The sequence below is a fragment of the Occallatibacter sp. genome, assembly GCF_049510455.1.
Taxonomy (GTDB): domain Bacteria; phylum Acidobacteriota; class Terriglobia; order Terriglobales; family Acidobacteriaceae; genus Telmatobacter.
On the sequence record NZ_JBEKYX010000037.1, the window covers coordinates 1 to 14,270 of the forward strand.

A 14,270-nucleotide genomic window follows, 5' to 3' on the forward strand; every position below is an offset into this window, starting at 1 on the left:
GCCATCCCGGCTGGCCAGCACCTTGAAGTAAGCGCCGTCTTTTGCCGTGCCTTTCGGATTCGCAATCAGCGCCTCCGGGCTGTTGTGTGCCGCATCGGACTCCTCGGCAGTATGCGCCATGTACAGGTCTTCCAGGCCCGGACTCTCATGCACCGTCTGCCATGCCTCCGGACTGCCGGCCTTATGAGCCCCGTTGTTCATAATCGCCACGCGCGGATGAATCGCATCCACAAAAGCCTTCGAATTCGAAAGGTTGAAGCCGTGGTGATTCACCAGGTAGAGATCGACGCGCCCAATCAGATTGTTCGGGCAGACAAGGGGAATTTCCTTGGCCTTCGTCAGATCGCCAAGATCGAGAAAGCGGAACTTGCCAAAGCGCACCAGAATGCCAGTGGAACGCGGATTCTCCGTCGTATCGAGATCCCACTTCGGCTCGCTGGCGCAATAAGGATTGGGCTCCGGCTTCACTCCCGGAACAGACGCAATATGCTCACCATCCGCCGTCAGAACGACAATGCTGAGGCCCGGAACTTCGATCGTGTCGCCTGGATGGACAATCCGCCGCGGATGCCCCTGGATGGCCTTGAGGTAGGCGGCATAGTCGTGACGCGTAATGTCGGAGTCCTCGCGGTTCTCGCCATGATCGATGAACTCGCCCACTTTGACATGCTGCACAAGATTCGGCACGCCGCCCACATGATCCACATGAAAGTGCGTAATCAACACATGATCGATTTTCGTAATCCCGGCATCCTTCATCGCCTCCTGAATGCGCATGGCATCGCGGCCATTCTCGCCGGGCCAACCAGTGTCAACCAAAAGGGAAGACCCCGAAGGGGAAACCAGCAGCGTGGACTGCCCGCCCTCAACGTCGATCGAATAGATCAGCAGCTTGTCCTGCCTTTGCGCCTGGGCCGCAAGACAGAGGAGTGAGAGGACGGAAAGATGAAAGGCGAGTCTCAGGAAAGTGATTTTCATGGCGCGCCAAGTCTATCGCACCCTGCCAAAGGCAGGAAAATCAGGCAACTGTTAGAATAGAAACTGCCGCATTAGCGGCAAAATCCGTGATTTATCGCTCCTCTATGGCCCGCCTTTTCCATCTTCATGCGGCCGCAATCGGGGCTTGATCCGCAGAACAGGAATTTTACATACAGTGAGCCAGACGATACGCAATATCGCCATCATCGCGCATGTGGACCACGGCAAGACCACGCTTGTAGACGCCATGCTTCGCCAGTCCGGAACCTTCCGCGCCAACGAGCAGGTCGCCGACCGCGTCATGGACTCGAATGAGCTCGAGCGCGAGCGCGGCATCACCATTCTGGCCAAGAACACCGCCATCCACTACGGCGGCGGCAAGATCAACATCGTCGACACACCGGGCCACGCAGATTTCGGCGGCGAAGTGGAGCGCGCTCTCAAGATGGTCGATGGCGTCATGCTCCTCGTCGACGCAGCGGAAGGTCCGCTGCCGCAGACGCGCTATGTGCTCTCAAAGGCGCTCGAAGCAAAGCTGTCGACCATTGTTTGTATCAACAAGATCGACCGTCCCGATGCGCGCCCGCAGGAAGTTCTGAACGAAATTTACGATCTTTTCATCGATCTCGACGCGACCGAGGATCAGCTCGACTTTCCGGTTCTCTACGCGGTAGCCAAGCAAGGCACGGCGACACTCGACCCGGCCAAGCCCGGCGAGAGCCTTGAGCCGCTCTTTGAGGCTATCGTCAAAACCATTCCGCAGGCCACCGGCGACGAGAGCGGCTCGCTCCAGATTCTCGTCACCAACCTCGACTACTCGGATTATTTCGGCCGCATCGCCATCTGCCGCGTCTTCCAGGGCACGCTTCATGCCGGCGATGAAGTTTTGATTTCAAAGCGTGACGGCTCGCTACAGAAGACGAAGATTACCAAGCTCTTCACCTTCTACGGCCTCAAGCGCACTGAAACTACGGAGACTGAGATGGGCGACATCGTAGCCGTAGCGGGTGTCGAAGGCATCACCATCGGCGAGACGATCACCAGCGTCGAGAATCCCGCGCCGCTGCCGCTCATCGTCATTGATGAGCCGACGATTGCGATTCAGTTCAGCGTGAACAACTCGCCCTTCGCCGGCCGCGAAGGCCAGTACGTTACAAGCCGCAACCTGCGCGAGCGGTTGCAGACCGAGTTGCTGACGAACGTCTCGATCCGCGTGGAAGAAACCGATTCACCCGACACCTTCAAGGTGCTGGGACGCGGCGAACTCCAGCTTGCGATTCTCATTGAGATGATGCGCCGCGAAGGCTATGAGCTGCTGGCAGGCCGCCCGGAGATTGTCACCAAGGTGGTGGACGGCACGCGCATGGAGCCTGTCGAGCATCTGACAATCGACGTGCCGGAAGAACACACCGGCGTGGTGATCGAAAAGCTCGGACCGCGCAAAGGCGAAATGACCAGGATGCATAATCATGGCTCAGGCCGCGTGCGCATGGAGTTTCGCGTACCGAGCCGTGGCCTGATCGGACTGCGCTCAGAGATGCTGACTGAGACGCGCGGCACGATTGTGATGAACGCGCTCTTTGACGGCTACATTCCCTACCAGGGCGAGATTCCGCAGCGGCCCACGGGCGCGCTGATTGCCGACCGCAATGGCTTGACAACGACCTACTCGCTGAACGGACTTCAGGAGCGCGGCATTCTCTTTGTTGGCGCCGGCGTGGATGTCTACGAAGGCATGGTTGTGGGCGAGCACTCACGCGACAACGATCTCGACGTAAACGTGGTGCGCGAGAAGAAGCTGACGAACATGCGTGCATCGAGCTCGGATGAAGCGATCCGGCTGGTACCACCGAGGGCACTGAATCTCGAGCAAGCCATCGAGTTCATCGCTGATGACGAACTTGTGGAAGTAACGCCAAAGTCGCTGCGGTTGCGGAAGAAGATTCTGCAGGCCAACCAGCGCCCGAAGCGGTGGCAGAAGGTAGAAGCGTAAAGCCAGCTTCAGCTCAAATACAAATGCCCGCCGATTGGCGGGCATTTGTATTTGCCTATAAGCGCCGTTTGGCTTCTAAAACTCTTTCCAACGCTTCTTCTGCCGTTGAGCCGACCGAAGAAAAGTGACCCATTTTCCGCCCTGTGCGTGGCGTGTGCTTTTCATAGAGATGCAGGCGGACGCCGGGCACTTGAAGCGCGGCGGCGAAATCAGGATCGTGGCCGAGCCAAAGGTCGCCAAGGAGGTTAACTATAGCGCAGGGAGAGATGAGCGAAGTGTCGCCGAGGGGAAGATTGAGTGCGCAGCGCACCGCCTGTTCAAACTGGCTCGTAACGCATCCGCGCTCGCTCTGGTGGTAGCTGTTGTGCGGGCGGGGCGCGAGTTCGTTGACAAAGAGTTTGCCCTGCTTGGTGATGAACATCTCAACACAGAGCAGGCCTTCGATGCCAAGAGCTGCGGCGATCTCGCCTGCAAGGCGCTTCGCGCTTTCTTCTAAAGAAGGTGAAATGCCTGCCGGAAGAACGCTCCAGTCAAGAATCTGATTTTCATGATGATTGCGCGCGGCGGGAAAACTGCGAACCTCGCCCGATGGATTGCGCGAGGCCATGACAGAGATCTCAAAATCGAGATCGAGAGCTTGCTCAGCAACGGCAGGCTTTTCACCGATTGATTTCCATGCTTCCGCGATGGATGTTTCGGTTGCCGGTGAGTCAAGGCCGATGCGTACTTGCCCTCGGCCGTCATAACCACCGCGGCCAATCTTGAGAAAGACCTGATCATTGAGCGCAGGAACAGCTTCTTGCAGTTCGGCTTCCGAGTTGACGATGCGAAAGGGGCCGACAGGAAAACCGTATTCGGCGAGCCAAGGCTTCTGCAGCGTCTTGTCCTGGATGATGCGAATAGCTTCAACGCCGGGACGGAGCGGAGCGATGGCCGCAACGCGCGCGAGGGCATCGACACCGATCTGCTCGATTTCGAGGGTGATTGCGTCGCTTCCTCTTGCAAGCCGCTCGGCTGCGGCGACGTCATCCCATTTGCCCACGACGACTTCATCTACAACAAAACTGGCCGGACAGTTCGGCTCGGGGTCCATGACGCGGACGTGATAACCCATAGTGCGGGCTGCCATAGCCATCATGCGGCCCAGTTGGCCTCCCCCAAGAATGCCAAGAGTTCTGCCGGGGACGATAACTCTGCTGCTCAAGATTTGTGCTCCACGTCAGGAAGCTCCTGCGAGAGCACTTGCTGCGTGCGTGCCGCGCGCCATTTGGCGAGGCGGTCGTAGAGATCCTCGTCCGTGATAGCGAGAATTTCGGCGGCAAGCAGGGCTGCGTTGGCTGCGCCAGGTTTGCCGATGGCGAGCGTGCCGACCGGAACGCCTTTGGGCATCTGGACGATCGAAAGCAGCGAGTCCTGGCCATTCAAAACCGTGGCGGGCACAGGCACGCCGAGGATCGGGACGAGCGTTTTTGCAGCGAGCATTCCGGGCAGGTGTGCCGCGCCGCCGGCTCCGGCAATGATGACGCGCAAGCCGCGTTCGCGAGCTGTTTCCGCATAGCTGAAGAGCAGGTCCGGCGTGCGGTGCGCGCTGACGATCTTTGCTTCGTACGGAATCTCAAGTACACGCAGAATTTCGACGGCGGCAGAGAGGACTTCGTAGTCACTCTTGCTGCCCATAACGACGCCCACGATAGGGCCGGTTGGCGGCTGCTGGCTCATCTGTTCATTATATGTAGGCGTGTTGCGCCGGCTGCTAACTTACAGATTTGCATAAACACAGATTCTGGTGCGTGGGGAGGGGGAGAGGGTATCCTACCCTACCGCAACTCCTAGTGCCTGTGCCAAGCTTCGACGGCGACTTCTAGGACGGCGAAGAGGACGCTGACAGCAGCGAGAAATCCCTTCGCGCGCTGCCAGTTCTGCTCGTGGTGCTCCATGCGGCGCTCGAGTTCCGCGATGCGGCCTCCGTTGCCGTCGCCCATGAGGCCATTGATCTGCGATTTGAGGACGGAGAGGTCGCTCAAGACCTGGGCTTCGAATTCATTCATCATGCGCATATAGAACTCCATGAGAGAGCAGGGGCCAGAGATCAGTAAAAAGCAACCACAGGTCCTTCGACTCGTTTCGCGCAATGCGCGAAACTTCGCTCAGGATGACAACGATTTTGGTTTACAGCGGCAGATTGATGAAAAGCGCTGTCGAGAACTCGGAGTAGTTAGGCGGCGTAGAGCCATCGAACATCCGAATATAGAAGCGATCATTGGCCGACTGGCGTGCGAAGGTGAGCGTCTGCTCAGAGCCGCGCAGGACTAGCGTAGGATCACTGCCGGGCATGAAGGCAAAATCGCGGGTGCGAACCTCAAAGCCGCCGCCAGTCGGAGGAGCAACGCCAGTGTTGACAGTGACGCTGCTGCCCGAAAGTGCGGTGACGGTGAGCGCGTTGAGGTTGGCCATGGGTGTATAGCCGACAGGCGCGGGGAGCCATGTAGTTGCTGGAACAGTAATGCTGGTCTTGATAGCGAGATCGTCTGCCCAGTCATTAGCGAAGGTGACTTCGTACTGGACGAGATCCGGCGAACTGGCCGTGTATGTGATCTCCACCGTGCGGACGACGACCTGCGCGCTCAGGCTGAGTGAAGTGGCGTTGAGCTGAAGTTCGTCGCCTGGCCAGACGTCTGAAGCAAAACTCAGGCGCGTGCCCTTGTAGGTTCCGCTCCAGAGGGCGCTGACACCGGAGGATGCCTGCACGATCACCGAGGCGGCAGTGCGGCAATCGGCGGAGCTGCGTGCCGGCGGATTGGTGACGGAGCCAATCCATGCCGAGACGGAGGGAAGGCCTGCGGCAGCTAGTGTGGATTGGCTGGCAGAGTTGACAGAGCGGCCTACTGCGCGGCCCTGGGTGCGATAAGTAACAGCGATCTGCTCGCCCACTGGAGGAATGTAACCGGTATAAAAAGCCAGCTTGCCGGTACGCTCAACTTCGCACTCAGAGTTTGCCGTGGAAGGACCAACGCGGCGCGTGAAGGGTGCTCCGCCTGAAGGCGTGCAGACAACCCATCCCGAACCGAGATTGGTGAGGCTGAAGGAACGCATGGTTCCCTGGAGATTGATGCTGCTGGCAGGGAGAATGCTGCAGGTGTCCGGCAGATTTGGGATGGCGCCGTCATAAAGAATGACTGGCATGCCGGCAACGCCATCGACTACTTCGATCAGTTCAAAGAGGAGATTGGCCCCGGCGAGATTGATTTTGCCGCCACCGCTGATGCCGCCGCTATCTCCGAAGGAGTAATAGGTGGCCTGAATCCGCTCCTGCTCCTGGCAGTGGACGCGGACGCGGAGGGTGTACTGATTCGCTGGATTAATGGAGTAGCTGGTACCGGTCGCAGCGCCAATGACGACCGGTTGCAGGCTTACGGCGCCGGTACCGGATTGCGCGGTGGCCTGGAAGCCTGCAATGCAGGATGCCGCCGTTAAGAGTCCGGAAAAGAATCCGCCGACGATTCCCGCGCTGTTAGTGGCCAGTGTCAGGCCGTCAACCTCTAACATGAGGGTTCCGCCCATCTCGATAGGATCGATCCACGTGAGAGGCGTCTGGCCGTCATTTCCGTTTCCGCCCATCATGGTGAGGCCGGCTGCTCCGATACCGAAGTAAGTGGAGTTAGCGGCCCACACCGCGGGATTAATCCCGGCCTCGTTGAAGAGCTCAGTGATGATCTTTGCTTTAGATGAGGCGATGTAGTATGGATCGGCGGAGAGCGGAAACTGTGTGGTCGTTCCATCGCCGAGGAAGTACTCCGTGGCGTAGGCCCATGCCTCATTTTCTCCGCAGACAGTGATGTCGTTGGCGAGGGCGCGTTTGACGCTTGCGGTGAGAGTGAGATTGGAGAGCGTGAGGCTGCCGTCGGTCTCATTCAGCGGATGTGTGGCGCCGGGAACGGGCGTGAGAGTGAGCTGGCCGGTGAGCGCACGATAAGCTGCACGGACCTGACCCGCGACCTGCGAGGCGCATCCACTGAAGGGCGTGCCGGCGTCCGGCGCGAAGTGGCTGACCCCCAGATTGAGAGTGAGCGAGCTGGTGACAAGAGATCTGGCGGCGGTCCGGGTGACGAGCGAAGTCATGAGTGCGCCTGCGCTCTGACCGCTGGCGCCTTTGCTGGGCGCCATGAGGACCTGGTCGAGGAGAACCTCATCACTGATGGCCTGGACCGCATAACGATAGCGCGGTCCTTCGAGCGCAAGACCTGCATACTCCGGCATTGGAGCGGCAGCAATGTAGCCGGTGAAGTAGGCCGTGCCGTCGTCTCCTGTGACGGTGAGCGACTGATTGCGCACAGGGACGGCAAGAGAACCGCTAGCAGCCAGGCTGAGCCAGAGCTCGCAGACGGATGGCTCGTTAAGCGTGCGCTTGATGAGCAGCGGGTGTGCGGAGTCGAGCGCCGTTGTATAGTTCTGGCTCTGGATGGTGATGATCATGATGACGAAGGTTCCTATACAAGATGGTTGGTTTGGTTAGACCAGCGCGTTGGGCGCAGGCAGGAAGCTGCGGTAGCAGAGAATTCGTTCCCCATCGAGTGGGTCGGTGACCGGGAGCGCGGTGAACTGTGCGTGCAGCGAAATGCGTTGGAGCTTGCTTTTCGAAGCGAGCGCTATATTTGTTTCTTCCGCTCCGGTGTTAGGTTGCAGACGCGGGTAGTGGAAGAAGATGCGCTCGTGCTGTGAACCTTCCATGACGAAGAGCGCGGACCACTCCTGAAAAAAGCTGCCGCCTTCGCGATCGACGAATCCCGTAACGGCCTGCGCCTTGGCTTCTGTGGCGGGCACGCCGCCGGGAAGAGGAGATGCCAGCGTGAGGCTGGTAGATGCGACCTGAGAGATCAGCGCGACATTAAAGGTGACGCGCCGGATGTAATCGACATCCGAGATGGCCTGGCGAATGTACGCGCCGGAGACTGGCGAGCCGACGTAGCCTGTCTGGCCGGTGTTGTCTATATCTACAGCAACGGCCTGACCTGCGGTGAAACCCGCCGTGGAGGATAGCACGATGGAGGTGGCCGTGGACCCACTCTGCACGGCCACCGCGGATGTAGCCCGAGCGCCGACCGCCGCGTGAGCCGCGCCGGATGCGGGCGCGAGCAGATTCATGTGCTGCGATCCGGTGGCGAGCGCCATGGTGAGCTTGGTCCAGCCAAGGAACTCAAAGAGGACCTGGGCCGAGAGATTTTCGCGGACCTGATCGAGTGGCGCGGCGGGTATGCCTGTGTTAATCGCGGCGATCTTGCTCGCGGATTTGCGTGCAAAGCCCTGAATCCATCCGAGGTCGATCCATGGCGCGGGCGGGGCAGTAAAGCTGAATGTACCCTGCTCAGAGGGATCAAAGAGGACTGGTACTTGCGCGGCGCGGTTGACGGGCGCAAAGTAGGCGCGGACGCGGCGCGCTACCGGCGCGGAGTTGGAAAACCAGTTCGTGGTGGACATCACTCACCCTGCTCCTGATAGCTGTATACAAGAACCTTGACGACGCGGCTGATGCGATCACGCTGCGTGACGATGGGACCGAAGACGGGCTCATCCCAGAAAACCTGAGTAAGCATGGTTGTGGGCGGGCTGGCCACGTAGCTGAGCTTGGGCGTACAAAAAGGCTGCAGCATGGAGGTGATCTCCTCGTCCATGGCACTCAGGAGACGACCGCGGTCAAGTCCGCCGAAGCTCTGCGTGCCGCAGGTGGAGTAGAGAATCTCGCATTCCTGCGCGACAAGCGTAGATGCGAGATCGACATCCACTCCGAGCGAGAGCCACCGCAGCGTATAGACATCGTCCGGCAGTTGCGGAAATGGAGCCTCCGCTTCTTCAACAAGAATGCCGGGCCGGACCGCGCCGCGCAGCAGGATGGTGCGGTCCGGATTGATGGCAACAAGCCGTGTGCGCAGCGCTATGTAGAAAGAATCTTTTGCGTTCTGCATAGAAGACAGGGATCAGGGGTCAGAGATCAGAGATCAGCAAAAGCTGCTCGGTGACCACTCCCTTGTTTTCCTGTATGCCTTTCCCGGTTCGTGCTTTCGCGGAAGCAGACCGAAGTTGAAAAAACCGATCTGAAAAGATGAGCGCCGGGGAGAGTGAGATCAAGACTGATCTCTGACCCCTGATCTCTTCGTTAAACCGCTTGCTGCCGCTGTTCGCGGAGCAGGAGACGGTAAAGAAATATCTGGCCGAAGGCTTCGTTGGAGGCTATGGCCTCGATGAGATAACTCTGTTCGCCGACGATGACACTCAGCGTCATGGCGAAGAGCGATTGAGCGGATGCAAGATCGAGCGCGCCGACCTGCTCTTCAACGCTGGTAGCCGAGATGAACAGCTCCCATTTCGATTGATTGCCTTCCTGCCACGTCGGGCGTAGCTTTCGCATCACCACCGGACTTACGATGACGCTGCCGAAGCTGGTGGCAACCAGACCCATTTCTGACATTGCGCTGTCTGTGCTCGTGTTTGAGACAACCAGTTGCGCGCTCGCTCCTCCAACGCTGCGCAGTAGTGCATCGGCAAGCATCTGCTGCGCGGCAGTGGGATTACGCGGTGATGTATCGCTCATAGAGCAGTTCTCCTTCAGCTATCTCCCTTTGAGATTTATGCAGAGCGTTTTTTCTTAAGGGAAAAAACGCGTAAAGTTCTTCGCTTCGGCATAGACCGGAAGGAGAACTGCTGTGGCTCACCCCAGCCTGTTCGCAATGTAGGGACGAAGCCATGCCTGCACGGTCTCGTCGATGAGCGAACTGGAAAAATACTGCATCTGCATGGTGTCCAGCTTGGACGAGCTCGCATTCAGCGCGGGCTGCGCCTGGGCATTGCGGACGATCTGCGCACAGGCGCTCAGAACGTCGTCGCCAATGGTGGAGAGGCCCGCGGTATATGTAACTGAGACTTCGTTGTAGGGAAGCCCTAAGAGATTCCAAGGCAACGTAAGCTCGCCGGTGTTGGGATCGAAATCGACTGTGGTGGGATCGAGGTTGGTCCATTGACCGGGAAGCGAAAAAGCCAATGCCATCTCGAGCATGGGCGTATCGACCATCTCGCCGCGGCGCGGACGCGCGTAGCGACCCTGCATGCTGACGAGAGGCGAAGTGGCCGGAGCCAGAGGCGCAAGAGGCAGATAGCTCAGATGCACGGTTTGCGATCCTGCCGTGACACGCAGACGCTCCGTGTATTGAATGACATTCAGGTCCGGCCGCCTGCAGTAGCTGTTAATCAGGGCTGTCGCGGCCGTGATCCAGTCCGCCGTGGTAGCGGCCGGCAATCCATAGTTGGTGTAAACGGATGGCTGCAGATAGGCCATTGGAAGAGTCCTTTCGGGAAGTACAGGGAACAGGGATTAGGAAACAGGGAACAGGACAAAGACCGGAAGCCACACACTTGAGCAAGCCGTGCAGTAGTTTTCCGGTCCCTGTCGCCTGTTCCCTATCCCCTGCTTTTTAGCGATCCACCAGCACCTGGTAGTGCGCGTAGTTTGCACCCTTCACCACAGGCGCGCCGAACTTCACAGCCACATACTGGTGGCTGAGCGAATTGGGCAGGCCAAGTTGGAGGATGCGCGGAGCCGGATCGCCGAGCCAGTGATACTCGATCAGGTCCTCCGTCACGATGTAGGCAGGCAGCACCGCGGTGCCCGAACCAGGAGTTCCCGTGTAGGCGAGGCTCCAGTCCGGAATCAGCGGCAGTTCGCCGGCCTGGGTGGTGATGCTCTTGACGTTAAAGCCTCCAGTGATTTGCGTGGTGTTGAGGACCACGTTGTACTCGGTGAGCATTTCCTGATCCATCAGGTCCAGCAGCACCGGGTTGGCATAGATGGCCGTGGGGCGGACATAGAAGCCGCTCTGGGCCACCATCAGCGCCACCGTGGTCTTGATTGTCGTGATGATCTTCTCCGTGGTGGAAACAGTGACAGTGTTGCCGCCTGCGGCAATCTGTGCCGTCACACCCATGTACTGGTTGGTGGTGGGTGTGGTAAGGCTGGTGTCGTTGCCGTTCCACAGTGCAACGTCGTGCGTAACCATCAGGCCGGAAACTGTGTCGGCCAGGTCCTTCGCCTGCAGGTACTCAAACTGTTTCTGCTGCTTGCCAAGCTCCATGTCAAAGAGGTTGTAGTTCATCTGCGCCACAAGCGCCTTGAGCGGCACGGCGCGCTCCACGCGTGTGGGCGAGACAACCGCCGGCGCGATGGAGCGCGGATTCACAAAACCGGCTGTTGCGCCAGGATTTGGAATCGCGGTCTCCTCAAAGTAGCGCGACGGATGACCCGTGGCCGGCACCTGCTTGATGCGCTGGCCGAAGGGGCTGGACCTGCGGCAGATGTCGAGGATCTCGGTCTGGTACAGCGGAACTTCGATTGCACCGGGTCCGATAAAGTCAGCCGCGGCATGGATGTCTGCAAAGGATGCGTTCATGATTCTTCTGCCCCTCCGTGGGGATGTGTTGCGATTTAGCTCTTAGCTTTTAGCTATTAGCTTGTTGGTGTGACACCCGGCAGCGCACGGAAAAGCGTGCTGTCATGCTTCCCTGCGCTCCCGGACATGGCTCGCGGCTGAAATGCTTTAGCTAAAAGCTAAGAGCTGGTAGCTAAAAGCTGCACTTAAGCGATTGCGCCGGCGCGGAGCAGTTGGCTCTTGACTGCGATCCGCTGCTCGATGCTGAGGCTTGAGAGCGCGGCATCCAGCGTGCGCGAGTCCACCGGACCCTCGCCGACGCCTTGCTTGGCCAGCATGTCGAGCGTGGCGCCCGGTATCGTTTTGCGCAGCGGCGCAAGCGCCGAGTGCGCTGGAACTGCCTGGGCAGCGTTGGCTTTCAACTCCGCCAGCTCCTTTTCCACGGCCTCCAGCTTTGAGGCCAGCTCTTCTTCACGGCGGCTCTGTTCCACCGTCGCGGAGATGCGTTCCACTTCGCCGGAGAGCGCGTTCTGCCGTTCTTCAAGCCAGCCGAGCGTGCGCTCCAGCAGGTTGGCCGCGGCCTCCAGCCGTGCCGTTACATCCTGCGATTCCCTTTCCATACTGTTTCCTTTCTGTGTTGTGATTCGTCCAGGGGAGGACTTGGCCAACAAATGAAAAGGCCCCGCGAACATTGTTCGCAGAGCCTTCCGTGCTTCCGGTTGCCCGGATCTTGAAAAAGACGGAGCGCCGCACCCCTTGCCATTCCGCAAAAACGGCGCTCCGCCTGGAGAAAGAAGAAGCCGGTTACGCCACCTTTGAAGCGCGCTCCGGCTTCTCCTTCTTCATGCGGAAGCTGGTGGCCCGGTATGCCGCCTTCTCCCGCAGTAAAATCGCCGCGCCGGTAAAAGTGACGCGCGTGAGTTGCCAGACTTCGGCGCGCATGTCGTCCACGCGCGCATCCGCCAGCTCATAGCTCATGCCGAGTGCGTTGGGTGTGTGCGCTTCAATCGCCTCCGCTACATCGGGGAAGTCCCGTGCGTAGAGATAGCCGCTCACATTGATCCGATTGCGCACCAGGGTAGCCTCTGTGATAACGCCAATCTTGCGCCGCGCATCGTGGCCGTCCCAGCCGGGACGGTAATCCACGGCCATGCCCAGCAATGAGGCAAGCGCCTTTTCCGCTGCCGTATGCGTGAGCATGACGCGGTGACCGCGCGCGCCCGAAGGCGCCTTGTCACTTGGTTGATTCACGATAGTGAGAACTCCTTCAAAGGGAACCCGGTTAGGGTGACCTTCAACGGGAGGGATCCTGAGTGCCATTGCTTCCAATCTCATGTATTTCCCCGCGCTCCGCCGGACTTCCGGCAGTTATTTTTTGTTGCTGTATTGCTTCGACTGCAGCCGGCCGCATCTGCGCCGATCCCTGCACCCTGTATCCGCCGGCGAAGATGGAGGCCGGCTGTCAGTCATGGGAAACCGCTGCCAAGTTCGGCTCCCCTTTCTGCGGGAGCGGCCCAAGCCCCCGCATAGCGCGCACTTCATCTATTGTGAGCACACCGGCTTGCAGAAGCTGTACTTGCACCTGCAATTCGGTCTGCTCGTCGCGCGCGCTCAAATCGTTGAAGACAAATTCAAATTCCCGCCAGCCGATGCACTTGTCGAAGAGATCGCGCGTGATGTGCTGCGCGATAAGCGTGGCTAGCGGTTGAATCGCGCCCCGGAAAGCTTCATCAGCCATCTCAGACGCGGTCGATTGATTCACATCCGCTTCGAGTCCGAGCATCAGCGGTGAAAGCCCAAAGGCATTCGCCACCATGCGGATGAGGAACTGCTGCCAGGCGAGACGCAGATCGGCATCGGTGCCTTGTGCAAAGCGGAGCACTTGCGGCTGCTGCTCCGTCGAGATGATCGGCACGCGGCCGGTGCCTTCGATCTCGTCCTGCCACCAGCGAATGAGCCGGTCGTGCTGCTGCGGCGTGGCCTCGTTGAGCCAGATGGCATACTGCGCAACGGCATTCGCAGCAAGCTTGCCCGCGAAGCGATGCGCGGAGAGAAATTCGTTGACAGTCTCAAACGCAACCTCCAGAGGGCCTAGTCCAAAAGGAGTAAAAGAACGCGGGTTCATGCGGATATACATGAGCTGGCTGTCGAGCAGATCCACTGCGTTCGCAGGCGCCTGGCCGACGGCGACCTGCGCATAGCGCGGCGTCTCGGGATCGCCATCCCACCTGGCGTTGATGCGGATCGATGCTCCATCGACGGGCCAGAGCATTGCCGGGCGCTCGGGCTCGCCGGTGGTCTCCATCTCGATGGCACCATAGCCGCCCGTTAGCGCATCCTCAATGACCTGCTCGATGAGAGTGCGGAAACTATCGGTGGCGTTCGGCTCTTCGAGCGTGCGCCGGAGAGCGCGCAGCTTGCGCTCCACATAGGCCACCTTCTCCAGCTGCACGCCGCGCCGCATGCGCACATGCCAGTCCATAGCGGCGATGCGGTCCTTGATGACGTTGATGGCGCGCCGCACCACGGGCGTCTCCGCAAAGCGGCGCAGATTGGCCGGAGTGGGCTTGGGCAAGTGCTGTCCCGGAAATCGCCCATTCCCAATCAAGGGGCTCAGGATTGAAGGCAGCGCCAGCGTCTTGCGTGCGGCATCGGCGGAAGCAGCGCTCGCCTCCAGTGTTTCGCGGCTCGCCCCGCCGCTCGTTGCCTGGCGCCAGATCTGCCGCAGTTGCTCTCCCATTTTCACGCGCATGGTCCTCTTCTCCCGCCTTGCATTGAAGGCATAAAAACGAAAAGGCATGACCGTGAGGCCATGCCTTTTGCAAAATCCGATGGTCAGAGCTTGCTCCGTTCAGCGCGATCCGCGCTGCCGTCTCCAGCTCTTC

14 protein-coding genes are annotated in these 14,270 nt (G+C 59.4%); 1 reads left to right on the forward strand and 13 read right to left on the reverse strand.

Going from position 1 to position 14,270, the window contains the following annotated elements:
- Positions 1-978, reverse strand: a 978-nt coding sequence (locus ABSG47_RS08650) for a ComEC/Rec2 family competence protein (protein ID WP_424168890.1), incomplete at its 3' end; no start/stop codon positions are given.
- A gap of 175 nt (positions 979-1,153) precedes the next feature.
- Here ABSG47_RS08650 and typA point away from each other — a divergent pair.
- On the forward strand, positions 1,154-2,971 hold the full coding sequence (typA, locus tag ABSG47_RS08655) for a translational GTPase TypA (RefSeq protein WP_424168892.1): 1,818 nt from the start codon (positions 1,154-1,156) through the stop codon (positions 2,969-2,971).
- A gap of 55 nt (positions 2,972-3,026) precedes the next feature.
- Here the strand turns inward: typA and purK are convergent, their stop codons facing one another.
- The 12 genes from purK to ABSG47_RS08715 all read right to left on the reverse strand — a co-directional run bounded on the left by purK (position 3,027) and on the right by ABSG47_RS08715 (position 14,137).
- The gene (purK, locus tag ABSG47_RS08660; protein ID WP_424168894.1) at positions 3,027-4,175 is read right to left on the reverse strand and encodes a 5-(carboxyamino)imidazole ribonucleotide synthase; all 1,149 of its coding nucleotides are present in this window, start codon (positions 4,173-4,175) and stop codon (positions 3,027-3,029) included.
- Entirely contained in the window at positions 4,172-4,690 is a 519-nt protein-coding gene (purE, locus tag ABSG47_RS08665; RefSeq protein WP_424168896.1) for a 5-(carboxyamino)imidazole ribonucleotide mutase, read from the reverse strand. Before purE ends, purK begins: the two co-directional genes overlap by 4 nt.
- Before the next feature lie 110 nt (positions 4,691-4,800).
- Positions 4,801-5,022: a hypothetical protein gene (locus ABSG47_RS08670; protein WP_424168898.1), complete on the reverse strand. Its 222-nt coding sequence runs from the start codon at positions 5,020-5,022 to the stop codon at positions 4,801-4,803.
- A 118-nt stretch (positions 5,023-5,140) separates the two neighbouring features.
- On the reverse strand, positions 5,141-7,444 hold the full coding sequence (locus ABSG47_RS08675; protein ID WP_424168900.1) for a hypothetical protein: 2,304 nt from the start codon (positions 7,442-7,444) through the stop codon (positions 5,141-5,143).
- Between the two features lie 36 nt (positions 7,445-7,480).
- Positions 7,481-8,446: a hypothetical protein gene (locus ABSG47_RS08680; RefSeq protein WP_424168902.1), complete on the reverse strand. Its 966-nt coding sequence runs from the start codon at positions 8,444-8,446 to the stop codon at positions 7,481-7,483.
- On the reverse strand, positions 8,446-8,931 hold the full coding sequence (locus ABSG47_RS08685) for a hypothetical protein (protein WP_424168904.1): 486 nt from the start codon (positions 8,929-8,931) through the stop codon (positions 8,446-8,448). Before ABSG47_RS08685 ends, ABSG47_RS08680 begins: the two co-directional genes overlap by 1 nt.
- Before the next feature lie 191 nt (positions 8,932-9,122).
- A complete protein-coding gene (locus ABSG47_RS08690) occupies positions 9,123-9,557 on the reverse strand; it encodes a hypothetical protein (protein ID WP_424168906.1) in 435 nt (144 codons plus the stop codon).
- Positions 9,558-9,674: 117 nt separating this feature from the next.
- A complete protein-coding gene (locus tag ABSG47_RS08695; RefSeq protein ID WP_424168908.1) occupies positions 9,675-10,298 on the reverse strand; it encodes a hypothetical protein in 624 nt (207 codons plus the stop codon).
- 136 nt (positions 10,299-10,434) lie between these two features.
- Positions 10,435-11,406, reverse strand: coding sequence for a hypothetical protein (locus tag ABSG47_RS08700; RefSeq protein WP_424168910.1), 972 nt, complete (start codon positions 11,404-11,406; stop codon positions 10,435-10,437).
- Positions 11,407-11,591: 185 nt separating this feature from the next.
- The gene (locus tag ABSG47_RS08705) at positions 11,592-12,005 is read right to left on the reverse strand and encodes a hypothetical protein (RefSeq protein WP_424168912.1); all 414 of its coding nucleotides are present in this window, start codon (positions 12,003-12,005) and stop codon (positions 11,592-11,594) included.
- Positions 12,006-12,189: 184 nt separating this feature from the next.
- Positions 12,190-12,705 (reverse strand): hypothetical protein, encoded by a 516-nt coding sequence (locus ABSG47_RS08710; protein ID WP_424168914.1) that lies wholly within the window; start codon positions 12,703-12,705, stop codon positions 12,190-12,192.
- Positions 12,706-12,847: 142 nt separating this feature from the next.
- The gene (locus ABSG47_RS08715; protein WP_424168916.1) at positions 12,848-14,137 is read right to left on the reverse strand and encodes a phage portal protein; all 1,290 of its coding nucleotides are present in this window, start codon (positions 14,135-14,137) and stop codon (positions 12,848-12,850) included.
- Positions 14,138-14,270: the final 133 nt, after the last annotated feature.

Bases quoted from the DNA above. Each gene is read 5' to 3' on its own strand.
- ABSG47_RS08690 (WP_424168906.1), bottom strand. From the start codon at position 9,557: ATGAGCGATACATCACCGCGTAATCCCACTGCCGCGCAGCAGATGCTT.
- ABSG47_RS08675 (WP_424168900.1), bottom strand. From the start codon at position 7,444: ATGATCATCACCATCCAGAGCCAGAACTATACAACGGCGCTCGACTCC.
- ABSG47_RS08670 (WP_424168898.1), bottom strand. From the start codon at position 5,022: ATGATGAATGAATTCGAAGCCCAGGTCTTGAGCGACCTCTCCGTCCTC.
- ABSG47_RS08700 (WP_424168910.1), bottom strand. From the start codon at position 11,406: ATGAACGCATCCTTTGCAGACATCCATGCCGCGGCTGACTTTATCGGA.
- ABSG47_RS08705 (WP_424168912.1), bottom strand. From the start codon at position 12,005: ATGGAAAGGGAATCGCAGGATGTAACGGCACGGCTGGAGGCCGCGGCC.
- ABSG47_RS08710 (WP_424168914.1), bottom strand. From the start codon at position 12,705: ATGGCACTCAGGATCCCTCCCGTTGAAGGTCACCCTAACCGGGTTCCC.
- purE (WP_424168896.1), bottom strand. From the start codon at position 4,690: ATGAGCCAGCAGCCGCCAACCGGCCCTATCGTGGGCGTCGTTATGGGC.
- ABSG47_RS08680 (WP_424168902.1), bottom strand. From the start codon at position 8,446: ATGTCCACCACGAACTGGTTTTCCAACTCCGCGCCGGTAGCGCGCCGC.
- ABSG47_RS08715 (WP_424168916.1), bottom strand. From the start codon at position 14,137: ATGCGCGTGAAAATGGGAGAGCAACTGCGGCAGATCTGGCGCCAGGCA.
- ABSG47_RS08685 (WP_424168904.1), bottom strand. From the start codon at position 8,931: ATGCAGAACGCAAAAGATTCTTTCTACATAGCGCTGCGCACACGGCTT.
- ABSG47_RS08695 (WP_424168908.1), bottom strand. From the start codon at position 10,298: ATGGCCTATCTGCAGCCATCCGTTTACACCAACTATGGATTGCCGGCC.